This window comes from Actinocrispum sp. NPDC049592 (assembly GCF_040675465.1).
Taxonomy (GTDB): Bacteria; Actinomycetota; Actinomycetes; order Mycobacteriales; family Pseudonocardiaceae; genus Kibdelosporangium.
In genome coordinates, this window is the sequence record NZ_JBFAPA010000010.1 from 230,548 (window position 1) to 244,264 (window position 13,717).

At 69.3% G+C, this 13,717-nt stretch carries 12 protein-coding genes; 6 read left to right on the forward strand and 6 right to left on the reverse strand.

All coding sequences use genetic code 11. The features are described from left to right. Position 1: 1 nt before the first annotated feature. A complete protein-coding gene (locus tag AB0J95_RS25760; RefSeq protein ID WP_364762681.1) occupies positions 2 to 1,198 on the forward strand; it encodes an acyltransferase in 1,197 nt (398 codons plus the stop codon). Here AB0J95_RS25760 and AB0J95_RS25765 read toward each other — a convergent pair whose 3' ends face one another. Genes AB0J95_RS25765 through AB0J95_RS25775 form a run of 3 tightly spaced genes read right to left on the reverse strand, consistent with a single transcriptional unit; the run spans position 1,199 to position 3,746 of the window. Next, on the reverse strand, positions 1,199 to 1,672 hold the full coding sequence (locus AB0J95_RS25765) for a hypothetical protein (protein WP_364762683.1): 474 nt from the start codon (positions 1,670 to 1,672) through the stop codon (positions 1,199 to 1,201). It lies immediately after the preceding gene. Beyond that, positions 1,669 to 3,075: a HAMP domain-containing sensor histidine kinase gene (locus tag AB0J95_RS25770; protein ID WP_364762686.1), complete on the reverse strand. Its 1,407-nt coding sequence runs from the start codon at positions 3,073 to 3,075 to the stop codon at positions 1,669 to 1,671. The genes AB0J95_RS25765 and AB0J95_RS25770 overlap by 4 nt, the downstream gene beginning before the upstream one ends. Next, positions 3,072 to 3,746: a response regulator transcription factor gene (locus AB0J95_RS25775; protein ID WP_364762871.1), complete on the reverse strand. Its 675-nt coding sequence runs from the start codon at positions 3,744 to 3,746 to the stop codon at positions 3,072 to 3,074. Before AB0J95_RS25775 ends, AB0J95_RS25770 begins: the two co-directional genes overlap by 4 nt. A 114-nt stretch (positions 3,747 to 3,860) precedes the next feature. Here AB0J95_RS25775 and AB0J95_RS25780 point away from each other — a divergent pair, with 114 nt between their 5' ends. Next, positions 3,861 to 4,613, forward strand: a complete 753-nt coding sequence (locus AB0J95_RS25780; RefSeq protein ID WP_364762689.1) for an SGNH/GDSL hydrolase family protein — start codon at positions 3,861 to 3,863, stop codon at positions 4,611 to 4,613. A gap of 469 nt (positions 4,614 to 5,082) precedes the next feature. Here the strand turns inward: AB0J95_RS25780 and AB0J95_RS25785 are convergent, their stop codons facing one another. Then, positions 5,083 to 6,537 (reverse strand): trypsin-like serine protease, encoded by a 1,455-nt coding sequence (locus AB0J95_RS25785; RefSeq protein ID WP_364762692.1) that lies wholly within the window; start codon positions 6,535 to 6,537, stop codon positions 5,083 to 5,085. Positions 6,538 to 6,814: 277 nt separating this feature from the next. On the opposite strand from AB0J95_RS25785, the gene AB0J95_RS25790 reads away from it, so the two are divergent. Next, a complete protein-coding gene (locus AB0J95_RS25790; protein ID WP_364762695.1) occupies positions 6,815 to 7,714 on the forward strand; it encodes a nitroreductase/quinone reductase family protein in 900 nt (299 codons plus the stop codon). 24 nt (positions 7,715 to 7,738) lie between these two features. On the opposite strand, the gene AB0J95_RS25795 is transcribed toward AB0J95_RS25790, so the two are convergent. After that, the gene (locus AB0J95_RS25795; RefSeq protein ID WP_364762698.1) at positions 7,739 to 8,782 is read right to left on the reverse strand and encodes a saccharopine dehydrogenase NADP-binding domain-containing protein; all 1,044 of its coding nucleotides are present in this window, start codon (positions 8,780 to 8,782) and stop codon (positions 7,739 to 7,741) included. 101 nt (positions 8,783 to 8,883) lie between these two features. Between AB0J95_RS25795 and AB0J95_RS25800 the strand changes: the two genes are divergently transcribed. After that, positions 8,884 to 9,831: a helix-turn-helix domain-containing protein gene (locus AB0J95_RS25800; protein WP_364762701.1), complete on the forward strand. Its 948-nt coding sequence runs from the start codon at positions 8,884 to 8,886 to the stop codon at positions 9,829 to 9,831. A gap of 289 nt (positions 9,832 to 10,120) precedes the next feature. Here AB0J95_RS25800 and AB0J95_RS25805 read toward each other — a convergent pair whose 3' ends face one another. Next, the gene (locus AB0J95_RS25805; RefSeq protein WP_364762704.1) at positions 10,121 to 10,726 is read right to left on the reverse strand and encodes a hypothetical protein; all 606 of its coding nucleotides are present in this window, start codon (positions 10,724 to 10,726) and stop codon (positions 10,121 to 10,123) included. A 263-nt stretch (positions 10,727 to 10,989) separates the two neighbouring features. Here AB0J95_RS25805 and AB0J95_RS25810 point away from each other — a divergent pair, with 263 nt between their 5' ends. Both AB0J95_RS25810 and AB0J95_RS25815 read left to right on the forward strand, forming a co-directional pair. Next, entirely contained in the window at positions 10,990 to 12,039 is a 1,050-nt protein-coding gene (locus AB0J95_RS25810) for a winged helix-turn-helix domain-containing protein (protein ID WP_364762707.1), read from the forward strand. Between the two features lie 10 nt (positions 12,040 to 12,049). Further along, positions 12,050 to 13,675 (forward strand): ABC transporter ATP-binding protein, encoded by a 1,626-nt coding sequence (locus AB0J95_RS25815; RefSeq protein WP_364762710.1) that lies wholly within the window; start codon positions 12,050 to 12,052, stop codon positions 13,673 to 13,675. Positions 13,676 to 13,717: the final 42 nt, after the last annotated feature.

The window sequence follows — 13,717 nt, forward strand, 5'->3', positions numbered from 1 at the left end:
TATGGCACAAGTTCAGCCGACCGGGGCCGTTGCGGCCGACGGCCGCAAACCGCATCTGCCCGCGCTGGACGGGTTGCGCGGTGTCGCGATCCTCGGGGTGTTGTTGTTCCACTCCGGCCTGCTGCCCGGTGGGTTTCTCGGCGTGGACCTGTTCTTCGCCCTGTCCGGCTACCTGATCACCGAGCTGCTGCTGCGGGAGATCGCGGCGACCGGCGCGGTGTCGTTGACCGCGTTCTGGGGCAGGCGGATCCGCCGGCTGCTGCCCGCGCTGGCGACCACGCTCGCCGGTGTCAGTATCGCCGTCTGGGCCATCGGAACGCCGGATCTGGTCCGCACGACCCTCGCGGACGCCCCCTGGGTGCAGCTCAACGTCGTCAACTGGCACCTGCTCGCGGAGTCGGCCGGCTACTGGGACAGGTTCGGCTCGGCCAGGGTGTTCGAGCACCTGTGGAGCATCGCGGTGGAAGAGCAGTTCTACCTGGTGTGGCCGGTACTCCTCGCGGTCGTCGCCCGGTGCGGGCGGCGGGTGGACAGCCGCACCGGGGTGATCGCGGCCCTGGTCTCACTCGGCTCGCTGGTGCTGATGATCATGTTGGTGAGCCCGGCGGACCCGACCCGGGTGTACACCGGCACCGACACGCGGGCGTTCTCGTTGTTGCTGGGCGCCATGATCGCCACCCGCCCGGCGCGTGTCGCGTTGGCGCGCGTGGTCGGCCGACACGCGGGTGTCGTGGTGGCGTTGTTAGCGTTCGGACTCGGCATGGCGTGGTTGCTGGCCGACGGGGTGAACTCGGCGTGGCTGTTCACCGGCGGGCTCTTCGCGCACTCGCTGGCTTCGGCGTTGCTGATCGGGCTGTGTGTGCGGGCGCCGTCGACGGTGGTGGCGAAAGTCCTTGCCTGGCAGCCGATCCGGTGGGTGGGCCTGATCTCCTACAGTCTGTATTTGTGGCACTGGCCGGTGTTCGTGCTGCTTCCCCCGCGAGACGGCTGGCTCCAGGCCGCGGCCGCGTGGACCGTCTCGATCGGTGTGGCGGCTCTGTCGAAATACCTGATCGAGGACCCGATCCGGTTCCGCGCCCGGTGGGCCAGGGGCCGAAGCGGGCTGTTCGCGTTCGTGGCGCTGATGATCGGCCTCGCCCTGCTGTGGCTGGTGCTGCCCGCCCCGGCTCCGGCCACCATCGACATCACCAAGCTGTGATCACTTGATCAGCGGGCAGGACCGTTGCCTGTCCGACTCCGGGGTGGACTGGACGAAGCGGATCCGCACCTTCGTGCTCCTCGGCCCGCCGCCCTGCACATGGACGCCCAGAGCCGTGCACACGATCTGGTCGATGCCCAGCGGGGTCACGTCCTGGATCGTCAAGGGCACTATCAGCTCGATCAGCTCCGGGGCGGTGGTCACCACGACCCGCGCGGGCACGTTCGACGCGATCTGCGTGCGCAGGTTCGAGTCCTGCGGCCCGGTCAGCAGCAGCGACAGCGCCTCGGAGATGGTGCCCAGGCGGTCGGTTCGGCGCAGTTGCGGCCGCAGTTCGTTGTGTGCGCTGACGAAGTACAGCGTCACCCCGGGCGCCACGCCGGTGGGGGCGTCGCCGCCGTCGGTCACTCCGGAGGGCTCGACCCCACAGCCCGCGAGCAGGAAAACAGCCACCAGCAACCAGATCCGCTTCACACGACCTCCCTCGGCAGGCGCAGCACGAACCGTGCACCGCCGCCGTTGCCGTTGCCCGCGGTCAGGTCTCCACCGTGCAGGCGGGCGTTCTGCAGCGCGATCGCCAGCCCCAGCCCACTGCCGGGGCTGCGGGTGCGGGCGGCGTCGGCTTTGTAGAAGCGGTCGAACACATGGGGCAGCACGTGTTCCGGCAGACCAGGTCCGCTGTCGATGACCTCGATCCACGCCTGCTCGCGGGACACCGAGACGTGTACACCCACCGGCGGCCTGCCGTGCCGCAGTGCGTTGCCGACCAGGTTGGCCACGATGACGTCCAGCCGGCGCCGGTCCAGCCGCAGCACGATGTCGTCCGGTGCCACCAGGTCCACCCGGTCCAGCCAGCCCCGGGCGCGCAGGCAGTCCCGCACCGCGCCGGCCACGTCGACGTCCTCCACCCGGAGGTGGGCGGTGCCGGCGTCGAACCGGGACACCTCCATCAGGTCCTCGGCCAGCCGGACCAGCCGGTGGGTCTCGGTGATCGCCAGCTGCGCGGACTCCCGGGCGTCCGGTTGCATCCCGTCGGTCGTGGTCGCCAGCACCTCCATCACAGCCGTCAACGTGCTCAGCGGAGTCCGCAGCTCGTGGGACACATCGGCGGCGAACCTCCGGGCGTCGGCCTGCATCCGCTGCATCGCGGCCATCGAGGTCTGCACCGACTGGGCCATCTCGTTGATGGTGGCGGTCAGTTCGGCCAGCTCGTCGTTGCCCTGGGGTGCCGTCCGCGCATCGAGATCGCCTGCCGCCAACCGGCGTGCGGTGTCGCGAAGCTTGCGCACCGGGCGCAGCACGCTGCCCGCGGCCAACAGCGCCAGCAGCACAGCCAGCGGCAGCGCCACCGCGGCGGTGCCGAGCGCCGACCGGGTGAGGTCGTCGATCTGCCGCTCGACGCTGGTGAGGTCGTGCACGGAGTACACCTCGATGCCGGACTCGGTCCGTCCACCGTCCGGCGCTGTGATCATGATCGGCGTGCCTACCAGCAGCCAAGGTGTTCCGTTGGCGGTGATCCGTTGCGTCACCAACCGGTGTCGCCCACGGACCGCGGTGCGCAGCTCGTCAGTGACCAAATCCGTGCCGGTGCCGTCCGCGGACCGCAGGTCTTTGTACGTCACCAGCGTGTTCGGTCCGACGGCGGTCCGCAGCCGATCCAGCGCGTCCTGGTCCGGTGGATAGGTCAGCTGCGGGGCGATCGCGGCGATCTGACCGGTGACAGTCTGGGTGATGCGCTGCTGGGTCGAGGTGACCAGCGCGGTGCTCGCCGATCCGGCACTCGACCAGGCCGCGGCGGCGGCACCCAGCACCGTCACCGACGCGAAGGCGACCAGCAACCGGGCACGCAACCCGCGCGGCCGGAACCTTCTGGTCATACCGGCCCGAACCGGTAGCCGAAGCCACGTACCGTCTGCACGTACTCCGGCGTCGCCGGATCACCCTCGATCTTCGCCCGCAGCCGCTGCACGCAGTTGTCCACCAGCCGCGAGTCGCCGAGGTAGTCGTGTTCCCACACCTCCTCCAGCAGCTGCTGCCGGCTGAACACCCGGCCGGGAGCCCGCGACAAAGTGAGCAACAGCCGCAACTCGGTCGGCGTCAGCGGCACCGGCTTGCTGTGCAACGACACCGTCAACGCCGCAGTGTCGATCTCCAAGTCGCGGTGCACTCGCACACCGTCGGAGGTACTGGTGCTGCGACGCAGCACCGCACGAATACGCGCGTCGAGGACAGTGGGCTGCGCTGGCTTGACGACGTAGTCGTCCGCTCCGGCCGCCAGCCCGCCCACGACGTCGAAGTCGTCGCCGCGTGCGGTCAGCATGATCACGGGAACCTCGCCCGCCGCGCGGATGCGGCGGCACACCTCGAGTCCGTCGATACCCGGCAGCATCAGGTCGAGCACCACCAGGTCCGGTGTGGACGTGCGGAACTCACGCAACCCGTCCTCGCCGGTCTCGGCCGTGCGGATGTCGTGGCCGTGTCTGCCCAGCGCGAGCTGGAGTCCGCGCCGGACCAGGGGATCGTCCTCGATGAGCAGAATCGCCGCCACCCCGTCGAGTATGGACAAAACCCGCGCGGGGCCGCCGGTCGCGGCGTGGTCCTGCGACACAACCGCGACATGCCGGCGGAGGCGCCGCGACATGGCACCGGCACCGTCGAGGCCATGCTGAAGACACGAAGCCGAGCCATCTGCCTGACCGGGCTCACCCTGCTGGCGGCACTGGCCGGTGCCTGTTCCGGCGAGTCCACGGCCGTCGACGCGTCCGCCCGGCCGGGACTGGGCAAGGTCCTCTTCGTCGGCGACTCCATCGCGGTCGGCGAGGCGTTGCCGCTGGCCGCAGCGTTCCAGGCCAGCGGCGTGGGGTTCCAGTCGATCGCCGCCGAGGGCGGCGGGAACGTGGTCGGGCCGTTCTCCGACAAGAACTGGGAGACGCTGCCCGGGCAGATCACCTCCGCCAAACCGGCCGTGGTCGTGTACCAGATCACCACCTACGACTGGGGCAGCCAGCAAGAGCAGCAAGCCGCCTACAACAAGCTCCTGAGCACGGTGACCGGGGCGGGCGCGAAGCTGGTCTTCGTCACTGCGCCGCCGATCAAGGCCGATGACTTCTACCAGCCACACATGGCCGACCTGGACCGCTCCCCCAGCGTCGCGAAAGCCGTCGCCGCGAGTAACCCCAGCCAGGCCGGCGTGCTCGACGCCGGCGCCGTTTGGGGTACGACCTACCAGCAGGTCAAGGACGGCAAGCCCGACCGCAGCGCCGATGGCATCCACACCTGCCCACAAGGCGCCGCACGCTTCACCAACTGGCTGCTCACCGAACTCACGCGCCAGTACCCCGGCTTCACCCCAGCGGCCCCGCAGGCCTGGGCCAACGCGGGCTGGTCCGCCGACAACCACTTCAAGGGCTGCTGACTGGCCACAGCACTAGCCTGCTGGGGTGGGCGTGCGGGCGTTGATCTTCGGTTAAGGACTCGGACCGTGTCCGTCGGCTTCGCCAAGCCGCCACCGGTCCGGAACTACGGGGGCAAAAGAAAAAGCCGCCCTGATCGGTCACCCGATGGACGGCTTCCTGGCGTGACAGACCATGTCACGGTGGGAAGCCGCCAGCGATGTGCCGCCGCACAACAAGTTTCACGCCGACCATCACCGCTCCTCCACTCGATCCGACACCATCGACCATGCCCGCCGCCCCACCTACCGTCAACAGCTTTGGCCGCGGTGGTCAGTTTCGCGGTTCGCCGGTGTCCGTGCTCCGGCCCGGCAACGGCCGGAGCGGTCCACTGTCCTCAGTGGACTCCTGTCAGGACCAGGGCGCTCACCACCGCCGAACGGCGACGAGGTGCCGCCGCCGCGCTCCCGCATGGGCGGCGGCACCATGACGTCAGGGAGCCACGAGCTGGATCTCGCGGTGCAGTTGCCCGTCGACGTCCGGGTAGAGGCTGACCTCACCGTCGCTCCAGCGCACGATGATGGCGTTGCCGCGCCCGGCGGTGACGGTGGCGTGGGTCCAGAGGTCGTTCGGCGCCTGGACCTGGTGTTCCTGGCCGAGGCCGGCCGTGGCGACGTCGCCGTAGATGGTGAACTCGCCGTCGCTCCACCGCACCAGCAGGTCCCGGGTGCCGGAGCCCACCCAGTTGCCGCCGGAGATCGTCTGTGCGTGGGTCCATGTTCCGTTGGGTGCGGCCAGCTGACGTTCGGAGTGGATGCCGTTGGCGGCGATGCCTTGGTACAGGGTGGTTTCCCCGTCGCTCCACACCACGACAAGGTCGCCGCCGAGGCCGGCGATGAAGGACGCGTGGTCACGCCACAGGGCGTTGGGTGCGGCGAGCTGGACCTCACCGCCGAAGCCACTCCTGGTGACGGACCCGTAGTAGGTGACTTCCCCGTCGCTCCAGGTGACGACGACGCCGTTGTTGACGGTGGCGATGCCCTTGGCGTGGGTCCAGATGCTGCTGGGCGCGGCGAGCTGTGTTTCGCCGGCGAAGGGTTTCTGCGGGTCGGTGGTCGATCCGCCTTGGTAGAGGGTGACTTCGCCGTCGCTCCACTTGACGATCATGTCCGGCTGGGTACTGCCGGTGAAGGTGCCGTTGGTGATCAGATCCGCGTGTTTCCACAGCGGGCCGCTGCCGAGCGGGTAACCGAGGTTGCCGTCGCCGGGCGGGATGGGTGCGGCGACGGCCTTGTCGAACAACGCCTTGACGCGGCTGTCGAAGCGGACGCTGTAGTTGCGGGGGTCTGTGTCCGGCAGGTTCTGTCCCTTGCCGCCGATGACGCCGACCAGGTCCCTGCCGCCGCCCAGGATCCAGGGGCCGCCACTGAAGCCACCGGGAATCCCGGTGCACTGCAGGGTTTCCCAGTACTGGCCGTCCTTGGTGACAGTGCTGTCGCAAAGGTACGGCTTGTCCTTGTAGTTCGGGTTCCCGGACGACGGGTAACCGAAGACCTTCACGTCCGCGGGCAGAGTGGCGTCGGTCTTGAGGGTGAGCGAAGAACCCGTGACTTCGCCGACGTTCTTGCCGTTGCGGGGCTGCAGGACAACGAACGCGTAGTCGTAGGGCGAGCCGGCGCCGTTGATTTCGTGGCTGGTGGCCCAGCCGGGATCGATGTGGATCGCCGCGGACTGCCACGTGCCGTACGGCGCCTGACCGTCGTGGTAGCCGGGGGTGAAGAACACATTGCGTTTGCCCGCCACACAGTGCGCGGCGGTGACGATGACGTTGTTCTTGGGGCTCGCGACGATGCTCGCCGAGCAATGGTGGTCGGTGGGGCCGGAGCCGTCCGAGAGCGAGCCGATCTCCGGCCTCGGACTGGCGACGACGGTATGCGGGGTGCTCACAGCGGCGGCGGTACCTGGCAGCAATGCGACTACCAGAGCAACTGCCGCTCCCCAGCGGAGTCTCGACATGCATCGGAGACTACGTCTTGTCGATCATGGTCCGGCGCGGCTTCGCGGAAATCGGCGAACTCCCCACGAGCGGGCCGAATGAGGCCGCGATCCTGTTGTACCGCATGTGATCCGATCCATCTCGCCGACTCTTGACTCCCGGCGATTTGACGAGAGTTAGTTATGCGCATAACGTTATCCGCATAACTAATTCCGCCAGGGGGACACCGTGAACTCCGACCAAGCCGACGCCATCAACCAGGCCATCCGCCTGCTGAGCCTGCGCCACCGGGCCAGGGCCGCTGCCCTGCTGGCCCCGCTGGGCCTGCACCCCGGGCAGGAGGCGCTGCTGCTCGAACTCGCCAGGACCGGCCCGATGATCCAGGCCCAGCTCAGTGAGGCGCTGGGTTGCGAGCCGCCCAGCGTCACGCTGATGACCCGTAAACTCGACGCTTCCGGCCACATCAGCCGCTATCCCGACCCGACCGACAAGCGCGCCACCGTCGTCGAGCTCACTGACAGCGGGAAAGCACTGGCCGACCGGGTCAAGGACGTGTGGCGCGCGCTCGCGGAGGAGACCGTGACCGGCCTGCCCGCCAAAACGGTGGCGGAGCTCCCCGGCATCCTCAACACCCTGACCGCCAATGTGGACACCAGGCGCCCCGACAGCCGACGGCACGGCCTGAATGGTGAGTACAAACCGAGCGCGCTGGGGTTTGTGCGCGAGCATGTCGAGCAGATCATGCGCACTGGCACGACCGACGGCGTCACGATGAAGGGCCGGCCCCTGGTCCTGATGACCTACCGGGGTGCCAAGACCGGCGCGATACGCAAGACGCCGGTGATGCGCGTCGAACACGACGGCCACTACGCCGCAGTCGCATCCAACGGCGCCCAACCGGCCAATCCCCAGTGGTACCCGAGCCTGCTCGCCGAACCGGTTGTCGAACTTCAGGACCGCACCACGACTCGTCAATACCGCGCGCGGGAGGTGTTCGGGGACGAGAAGGCCCTTTGGTGGCGCCGGGCGGTCGACACGTTCCCGGACTACGCCGGCTACCAGCGCCAGATCGACCGCCAGATCCCGGTCTTCGTCCTCGAACCGATCAGTGACGCCAAAGGTCGCTAGTACTCCGCGCCCCGGGGTCGCCGGTCAGCCGCGTGTGTCCAGCGGGATATGCAGCGAGAGATGTGAGGACAGGGCGCGGAGGAAGTCCGGGGCGTCGAAAACCGCACCCGCGGAGACGACACCGGTGGCCCTGGTCCGGCCGGTGAGGATGCGGTCGACGGCTTCCACCGCGAGCGGCGCGCTGACGGCGTAGATGTCCTGACCGGCAACGACCACGTGGCGTTGCGTGCCGCCGGAGCGGACGAGGACGTCGACGAGGAAAGTCTGCGCTGAGCGGCCGCGATCATCGACGGCGGCCGGTGCCGGGGCGCCAGGAGCGGACAGGTCCGCAGCCGCCTTCGCGGTCATGTAGGTGCGCACCTCGGGGATGGCCAGGTGGCTGGGAACGGTGACGACGTCGGCCATCGTGAACTCCCCGATGACGCGCTGCGGGCCGAGCGGAGCCGGGAAGGGCCACTCCAGGGTCGACAGTGCGTCGTCGTGGTACTCCAGGTGTCCGCCGGTGTAGCGGACCCGGCGGCCACCTCGTCGCTGCCCCGAGATCGCGCCCGCGGCGAGCGTTCCGGCGGTCGGGTGCCAGCTGCTCAGGCCATAGGCGATGTGCGCCTCGTCCGCCGCCGTCCAGTCGCGCATCGCGGTGGTGACCAACAGGTCACCGAGGCCGCCGAAGAAAGCCATCGCCGGGACCACCACGGTGCCCGACGCGCGGGCGCGCTCCGCGAAGTGCGCGAACGTGTCCAGGTTCGCCTCGATCTCGGCCGCCACGTCGACATACGGGATGCCGGCGCGCAGTGCCGCATCGACCAGCGGGGCGGCGGTCGTGGCGAACGGCCCGGCGCAGTTGATCACGGCGGCCGCGCCGTTCAGCGCGCGGTCCAGCGAGGCCGGATCGTCCACCGATGCCTGCCGCGCCGCGAGCCCGGGCTGGGCCTGCGCCAGCGCCAGCAGCTTGTCCTGGTCGCGACCGAGGAGCAGCGGGACGTACCCGCGCTCGCGCAACTCCGCGACCACGAACCGCCCGGTGTGCCCGTAGGCGCCGAACACCGCCACGTTGGGACCCGATCCCATGCCTGCTCCCACCTGCCCGAAGTGATCCACTGCGGAGATCCTGTCCCGTTGGGCGCCCGGTGCCCAGTGTCCGGAACGACACGACCCATACAATTCCGGACATGAGCTCCGTCCCGCGTTCCGTCGCGGTCGCCGCCACCGACGGGATGCTGCACTTCGAACTGGCCCTGGCCTGCGAGGTCTTCGGCTCCGCCCCGGCCGGCCTGCCAGGGCCCTGGTACGACGTCAAGGTGTGCGGCACGCACGCGGTCCAGGCCGGCCGGTTCCAGGTGGAACCCGACTGCGGGCTCGACCGGCTGACGCACGCCGGCACCGTGATCGTGCCCGCCTTGGCGGACGTCGACGAGGACCCGCCGGCCGACCTCGTCGAGGCCGTGCGCGCGGCCCACGAGACCGGCGCGCGAGTGGTCTCCCTGTGCACGGGCGTGTTCGTGCTTGCCGCCGCTGGCGTGCTGGACGGGCTGTGCGCGACCACGCACTGGGCCCACACCGAGGCACTGGCCGTGCGCTATCCCCAGGTGAAGGTAGACCCGGACGTCCTCTACGTGGACAACGGCAGTGTGCTCACCTCCGCGGGCAAGGCCGCGGCGCTCGACCTGTGCCTGCATGTGGTCCGCCTGGACCACGGCTCGGCGGTCGCCAACCTGGTCGCCCGCCGGCTGGTCGTGCCGCCCCACCGGGCCGGGGGCCAAGCCCAGTTCGTCACCACACCGGTGCCCACCCAGGACGGCCATCCCCTGGCCGGACTGCTCCCCTGGGTGATGCGACGGCTGGACCAACCGCTCACCGTGGCGGACTTGGCCCGCCAGGCGAACATGAGCTCGCGCCACCTGACCCGCCACTTCCGCTCGGTAACCGGTACCACTCCCTTGCAGTGGCTGCTGACGCAGCGAATCCGCCGCGCGCAGGAGCTGCTGGAGACCACCGATGACAGCATCGACACCATCGCCTCGGCCGCGGGCATGGGCACCGCGACGACACTGCGCCGCCACCTCCACCGCACGATCGGCGTGTCGCCGGACGCCTACCGCCGCACGTTCCGGGCGTGAGGCCGCGGTCCTCGCCGTGACGGCTCTCGACCGTCGCAGCAGCCGAAGGGCCACCAGCTCTTCGCGGAGGCGGGAACCTGAGCGCTTGGCCTGCGGCAGGTGCCGATCAAAACCGATGACCGGCACCGAGACCGGTGCGCGACTGGGGACCTTCGGCCGTTCACTCCCAAGTTCCTTACCAGCCACCGATTCCGGCCGAGAAGAGGTGCGTCGCAGCCGGAGGCCGCAGCAAGCAGTGGCTGGCTGGGAACGTCGGCCAGAACACCCGGCCGGAGTTCAGCGCAAGCACTCAGTCCATGCAGTAGAGGGTTACCTTCGCCGTACCAACGACACCCGGCTGATATGCCGTGACGAACCGCTGCGCCTGCGACTGCTCGGTGAAGAAAATCCGCACCGCGGCGTAATTGCGCTGAGCATCAAGACGGAGCTGCTCACGCATGCCCTGCTCGCAGCCGACGTCGAAGGCACCGGCGTCCGGCTTGTATCCGATGTCGGCCAAGGATTTCGCGGCCGCGTCGAGTCGCTTTTGGTCGTCCGGCTTGATCTGCAGCTTGTCGTCCGTGCGCACGACCGAAACGTAGACACCCCAGTAGGTGCCGCCGTGCTGGAGCGCCGACGGGGCAACTGCCGCAGGGAAGTCCGGCTGCGCCGCAGCGGCCCGGGCGGAACTCGATGCGACCGATGTGGACGGTCCCGCCGATGCGGTGGATGCGTTGGTGGGATTGGCGTTACTGGTCTGCTGGTGGGTGGACGAGCTCGGTGTGGGTGCCGGTGACTGATCGGTCGAACCGGCACATCCCGACACGGCGAACAACGCACCGGTCACCATCGCGACGACGGTCCATGCGTTTCTTGACGTCCAATTGGGCTTCCTGACAACGGCTTTGTGGTACATGACTCCCCCCGGGTTTCATAAAAGGGTTTTCGTTCTGGCTGGTCGTGACCAGTTGCGGACACCGTGAAAGACGCGGACGCCCAGACGAGGTTGCGTCGATTTTGTGCGGGCGTGTCAGCAGGGCGTCGTGCCAATTGCCGCCACCGTACTGATAGCCCAAGGGCCGCAATGCCCTCGTCGCCGCTTCGACCTGGCACACGCCGGAACTCACTATCCGAGTGGGCGTCGGTCCGCTTGGTCCCCAGCGGTATTAGGCTCGTGTGGTGATCCGCATCCAGCTCGGTGAGTCGGCGGTCGACCGGACCCGGATCGCGATCAGCCCGCTCAGTGAGCTGGTGGCCGGGCTCGAACTCGTGCACCGGGAACGGGCGCGGCAGGCGCCCTGGCCATACACGGACTGGGCCGAGCACGCCCGTGAGGTGCTGCGCACGGTCCCGGAAACGGTGCCGTTGCGGGTATACGCCCACCTTTACGGCGCCGAGCATGCCCGTCCCACACCGGATCTGTTCACGCCGATCCCGCCCACGGCCCGGCCGTCGCTGGCCGAACAGGTGGAGCTGATGCGGCAGACCCCACACGCCGTGGTGGAGCAGCAGTTCGCCAAGCATTACCCCGACGGCCTGCCCGACTTCCTCGTGCCGTACCTGCACGACCGGGATCGCGCCTTCGGCAGGCTCGCCGACGCGCTGACAGCCTTCGGGGAGCTGGCGATCGCCCCGTACTGGCCGGTGATGCGGACCGTGCTGGACGAGGAGATGCTGCTGCGCGCCCGCACGCTGGCCGCCCACGGACCGGATGCCGTGCTGGCAAACCTGCGCGGGGATGCCGAGTGGGACCGGCCGGTGCTGTCCCTGCCGAAGCGGCGCGAGTCGGTCCTGGTCGCGCACGACCAGCGCCTGCTGCTGGTGCCGCTGATCCTCGCGCAGGACAAGCTGACCTGTTCCACGGATCACGCGGAGATCCAGATGGTGACCTACCAGGCGCGGGGTGCGGCGGTGCTCGCGCACAAGAAGACACCGTCGCGGCGCTCCCCCGACCGGCTGGCGCAGCTGATCGGGCCCGGTCGCGCGGCGGTCCTGAGGGCGTTGGGCGAACCGTCGACCACGACGGTGCTGGCCGCCTCATTGGGACTGTCGCCCAGCACGGTCTCCGAGCAGTTGACCTCCCTGCTGGAGACCGGCGCGGTGGATCGGTCCCGCACCGGCCGCCACGTCCTTTACGGACTCACACCGGCGGGTAGGGCGCTGATCACCCTCTTCCCCGAGGATTCGGTTTCGACCGAAACGGTGGAGCGCCAGGACCACGATTCCTAGCGTCCGGAGCATGCACTCCGTTCTCGCCGAGGTACTGCGCCGTCGCGCACGCCCGGTCACCGTGGCTTGCGTGTCGTCGGTCGGCCATCAGATCTGCGAAGCACTGGTACCGCTTGCCATCGGCCTGGCCGTCGACCACGCGGTGGACGGCGGCCCGCCCCTGGCGATCCTGGTGGCTGTCGGCGTCATCCTGGTGTTGTTCGTCGTGCTCGCGACCGGCGGCGGCACTACGTTCTGGACGTTGACCGCAGCCGCTGCCACCGAAGCCCACGACCTCCGGGTTCGCGCGGCACGCACGCTGCTTGCCGATGAGCGGGCCGGCACGTGCCGTCGTGCGGGCGAGCTGGCCAACGTCCTGGTCTCCGACGCCAAGGCCACCGCGGAAGTCATGCGGGCGATCGTCAACGTCGTCTCCGGCTGCGCGGGCATGCTCGTGACCGTGGTCGTGCTGGTGAGCATCGAGCCGTGGCTCGGCCTCGGTATCGCGATCGGCGTGCCGGCGCTCACCCTTGCCATCGACCGGGTCAGCCCCTGGCTGGAACACCGGATCACCGCGCGCCAGCAGACTTCTGGCCTGGCTGCAGCGCTCGCGGCCGAACTCGTCCACGCTTTGCGACGACTGCGGGGTTTCGGCGGTGTGCCGGAAGCCGCACGCCGTTACCGCCGGGCGAGCAGACAGTCGCTGACGGCGGCGCTGCGCGGCACGACTGCCTCGGCAGCGGTCGAAGGCGCCGGCCTTGTCGAGACCGGGCTGGCGTTGGTGGGCACCGCAGCAGCAGCGGGTGCCCTGACCACGTCAGGCGTCATCGGTGTGGGCGAGTTCCTCACCGTGGTAGCCACGGCATCCTTCGTCGGCGAGCCGGTCCAACGCATCACCGCGGGCATCAAGCAGGCAGCGATCTCCCGCGCGAGCGCCGCACGGATCGCGCCCTTGTTGGACTTCCAAGAGCCAAACCACACACCTTTCACACCACTCGGCCCGCTACGCCTTCGGGCAACTGGTGCCGACATCACCGTGCGTCCCGGCGAGATGCTCGGCATCGCCACGACCGATCCGGCCACCGCCGACGGGCTGATCAATCTGTTCACCGGGAACCCGGGCCGTTCCGGCCGCGCCCTCAGCGACTTTTCCGTTCTGCTGGGCGACGTCGCGTTGACAGCGCTCGACCGGCGCACGCTCTCCCGGCACGTGCTGACCGAGCCGCACGCGGTGCACCTGTTCGGACGGACGCTGCACGAAGCGCTCGATACCGGCCGGAGCGGTCCGACCGCCGCAGCCATCACCGCTGCCCATGCGGACGAGGTGAGTTCTTTGCTCATTGACGGAGGTCTGAACCTCTCCGGTGGTCAGCGGCAACGCGTGGCGCTTGCCCGCGCTTTGGCCGCTCGCCCGCCCGTGCTTGTACTGCACGACCCGCTCACCGCCGTCGACTCCGCCACCGAGGCCGCGGTCGCCGAAGGTTTGGCAGCTCTGCGCCGTGCGGAGGCGGGCACCACAGTGGTGGTCAGCACGTCGCCGGGGCTGCTGGCTCGCTGCGACCGCGTTGTGTTCCTTGCTCAGACGCAGCCTCCGACCGTGGCCACCCACGCGTTGCTCACCCAGGACGCGGAGTACGCCAAGGCGGTGCTGCGATGACGACCCTGCCGATCGCCACCGGCAAGCAGAGCCTCGCCGCAC

Bases quoted from the DNA above. Each gene is read 5' to 3' on its own strand.
- AB0J95_RS25760 (WP_364762681.1), top strand. From the start codon at position 2: ATGGCACAAGTTCAGCCGACCGGGGCCGTTGCGGCCGACGGCCGCAAA.
- AB0J95_RS25770 (WP_364762686.1), bottom strand. From the start codon at position 3,075: ATGACCAGAAGGTTCCGGCCGCGCGGGTTGCGTGCCCGGTTGCTGGTC.
- AB0J95_RS25780 (WP_364762689.1), top strand. From the start codon at position 3,861: ATGCTGAAGACACGAAGCCGAGCCATCTGCCTGACCGGGCTCACCCTG.
- AB0J95_RS25795 (WP_364762698.1), bottom strand. From the start codon at position 8,782: ATGGGATCGGGTCCCAACGTGGCGGTGTTCGGCGCCTACGGGCACACC.
- AB0J95_RS25800 (WP_364762701.1), top strand. From the start codon at position 8,884: ATGAGCTCCGTCCCGCGTTCCGTCGCGGTCGCCGCCACCGACGGGATG.
- AB0J95_RS25805 (WP_364762704.1), bottom strand. From the start codon at position 10,726: ATGTACCACAAAGCCGTTGTCAGGAAGCCCAATTGGACGTCAAGAAAC.
- AB0J95_RS25815 (WP_364762710.1), top strand. From the start codon at position 12,050: ATGCACTCCGTTCTCGCCGAGGTACTGCGCCGTCGCGCACGCCCGGTC.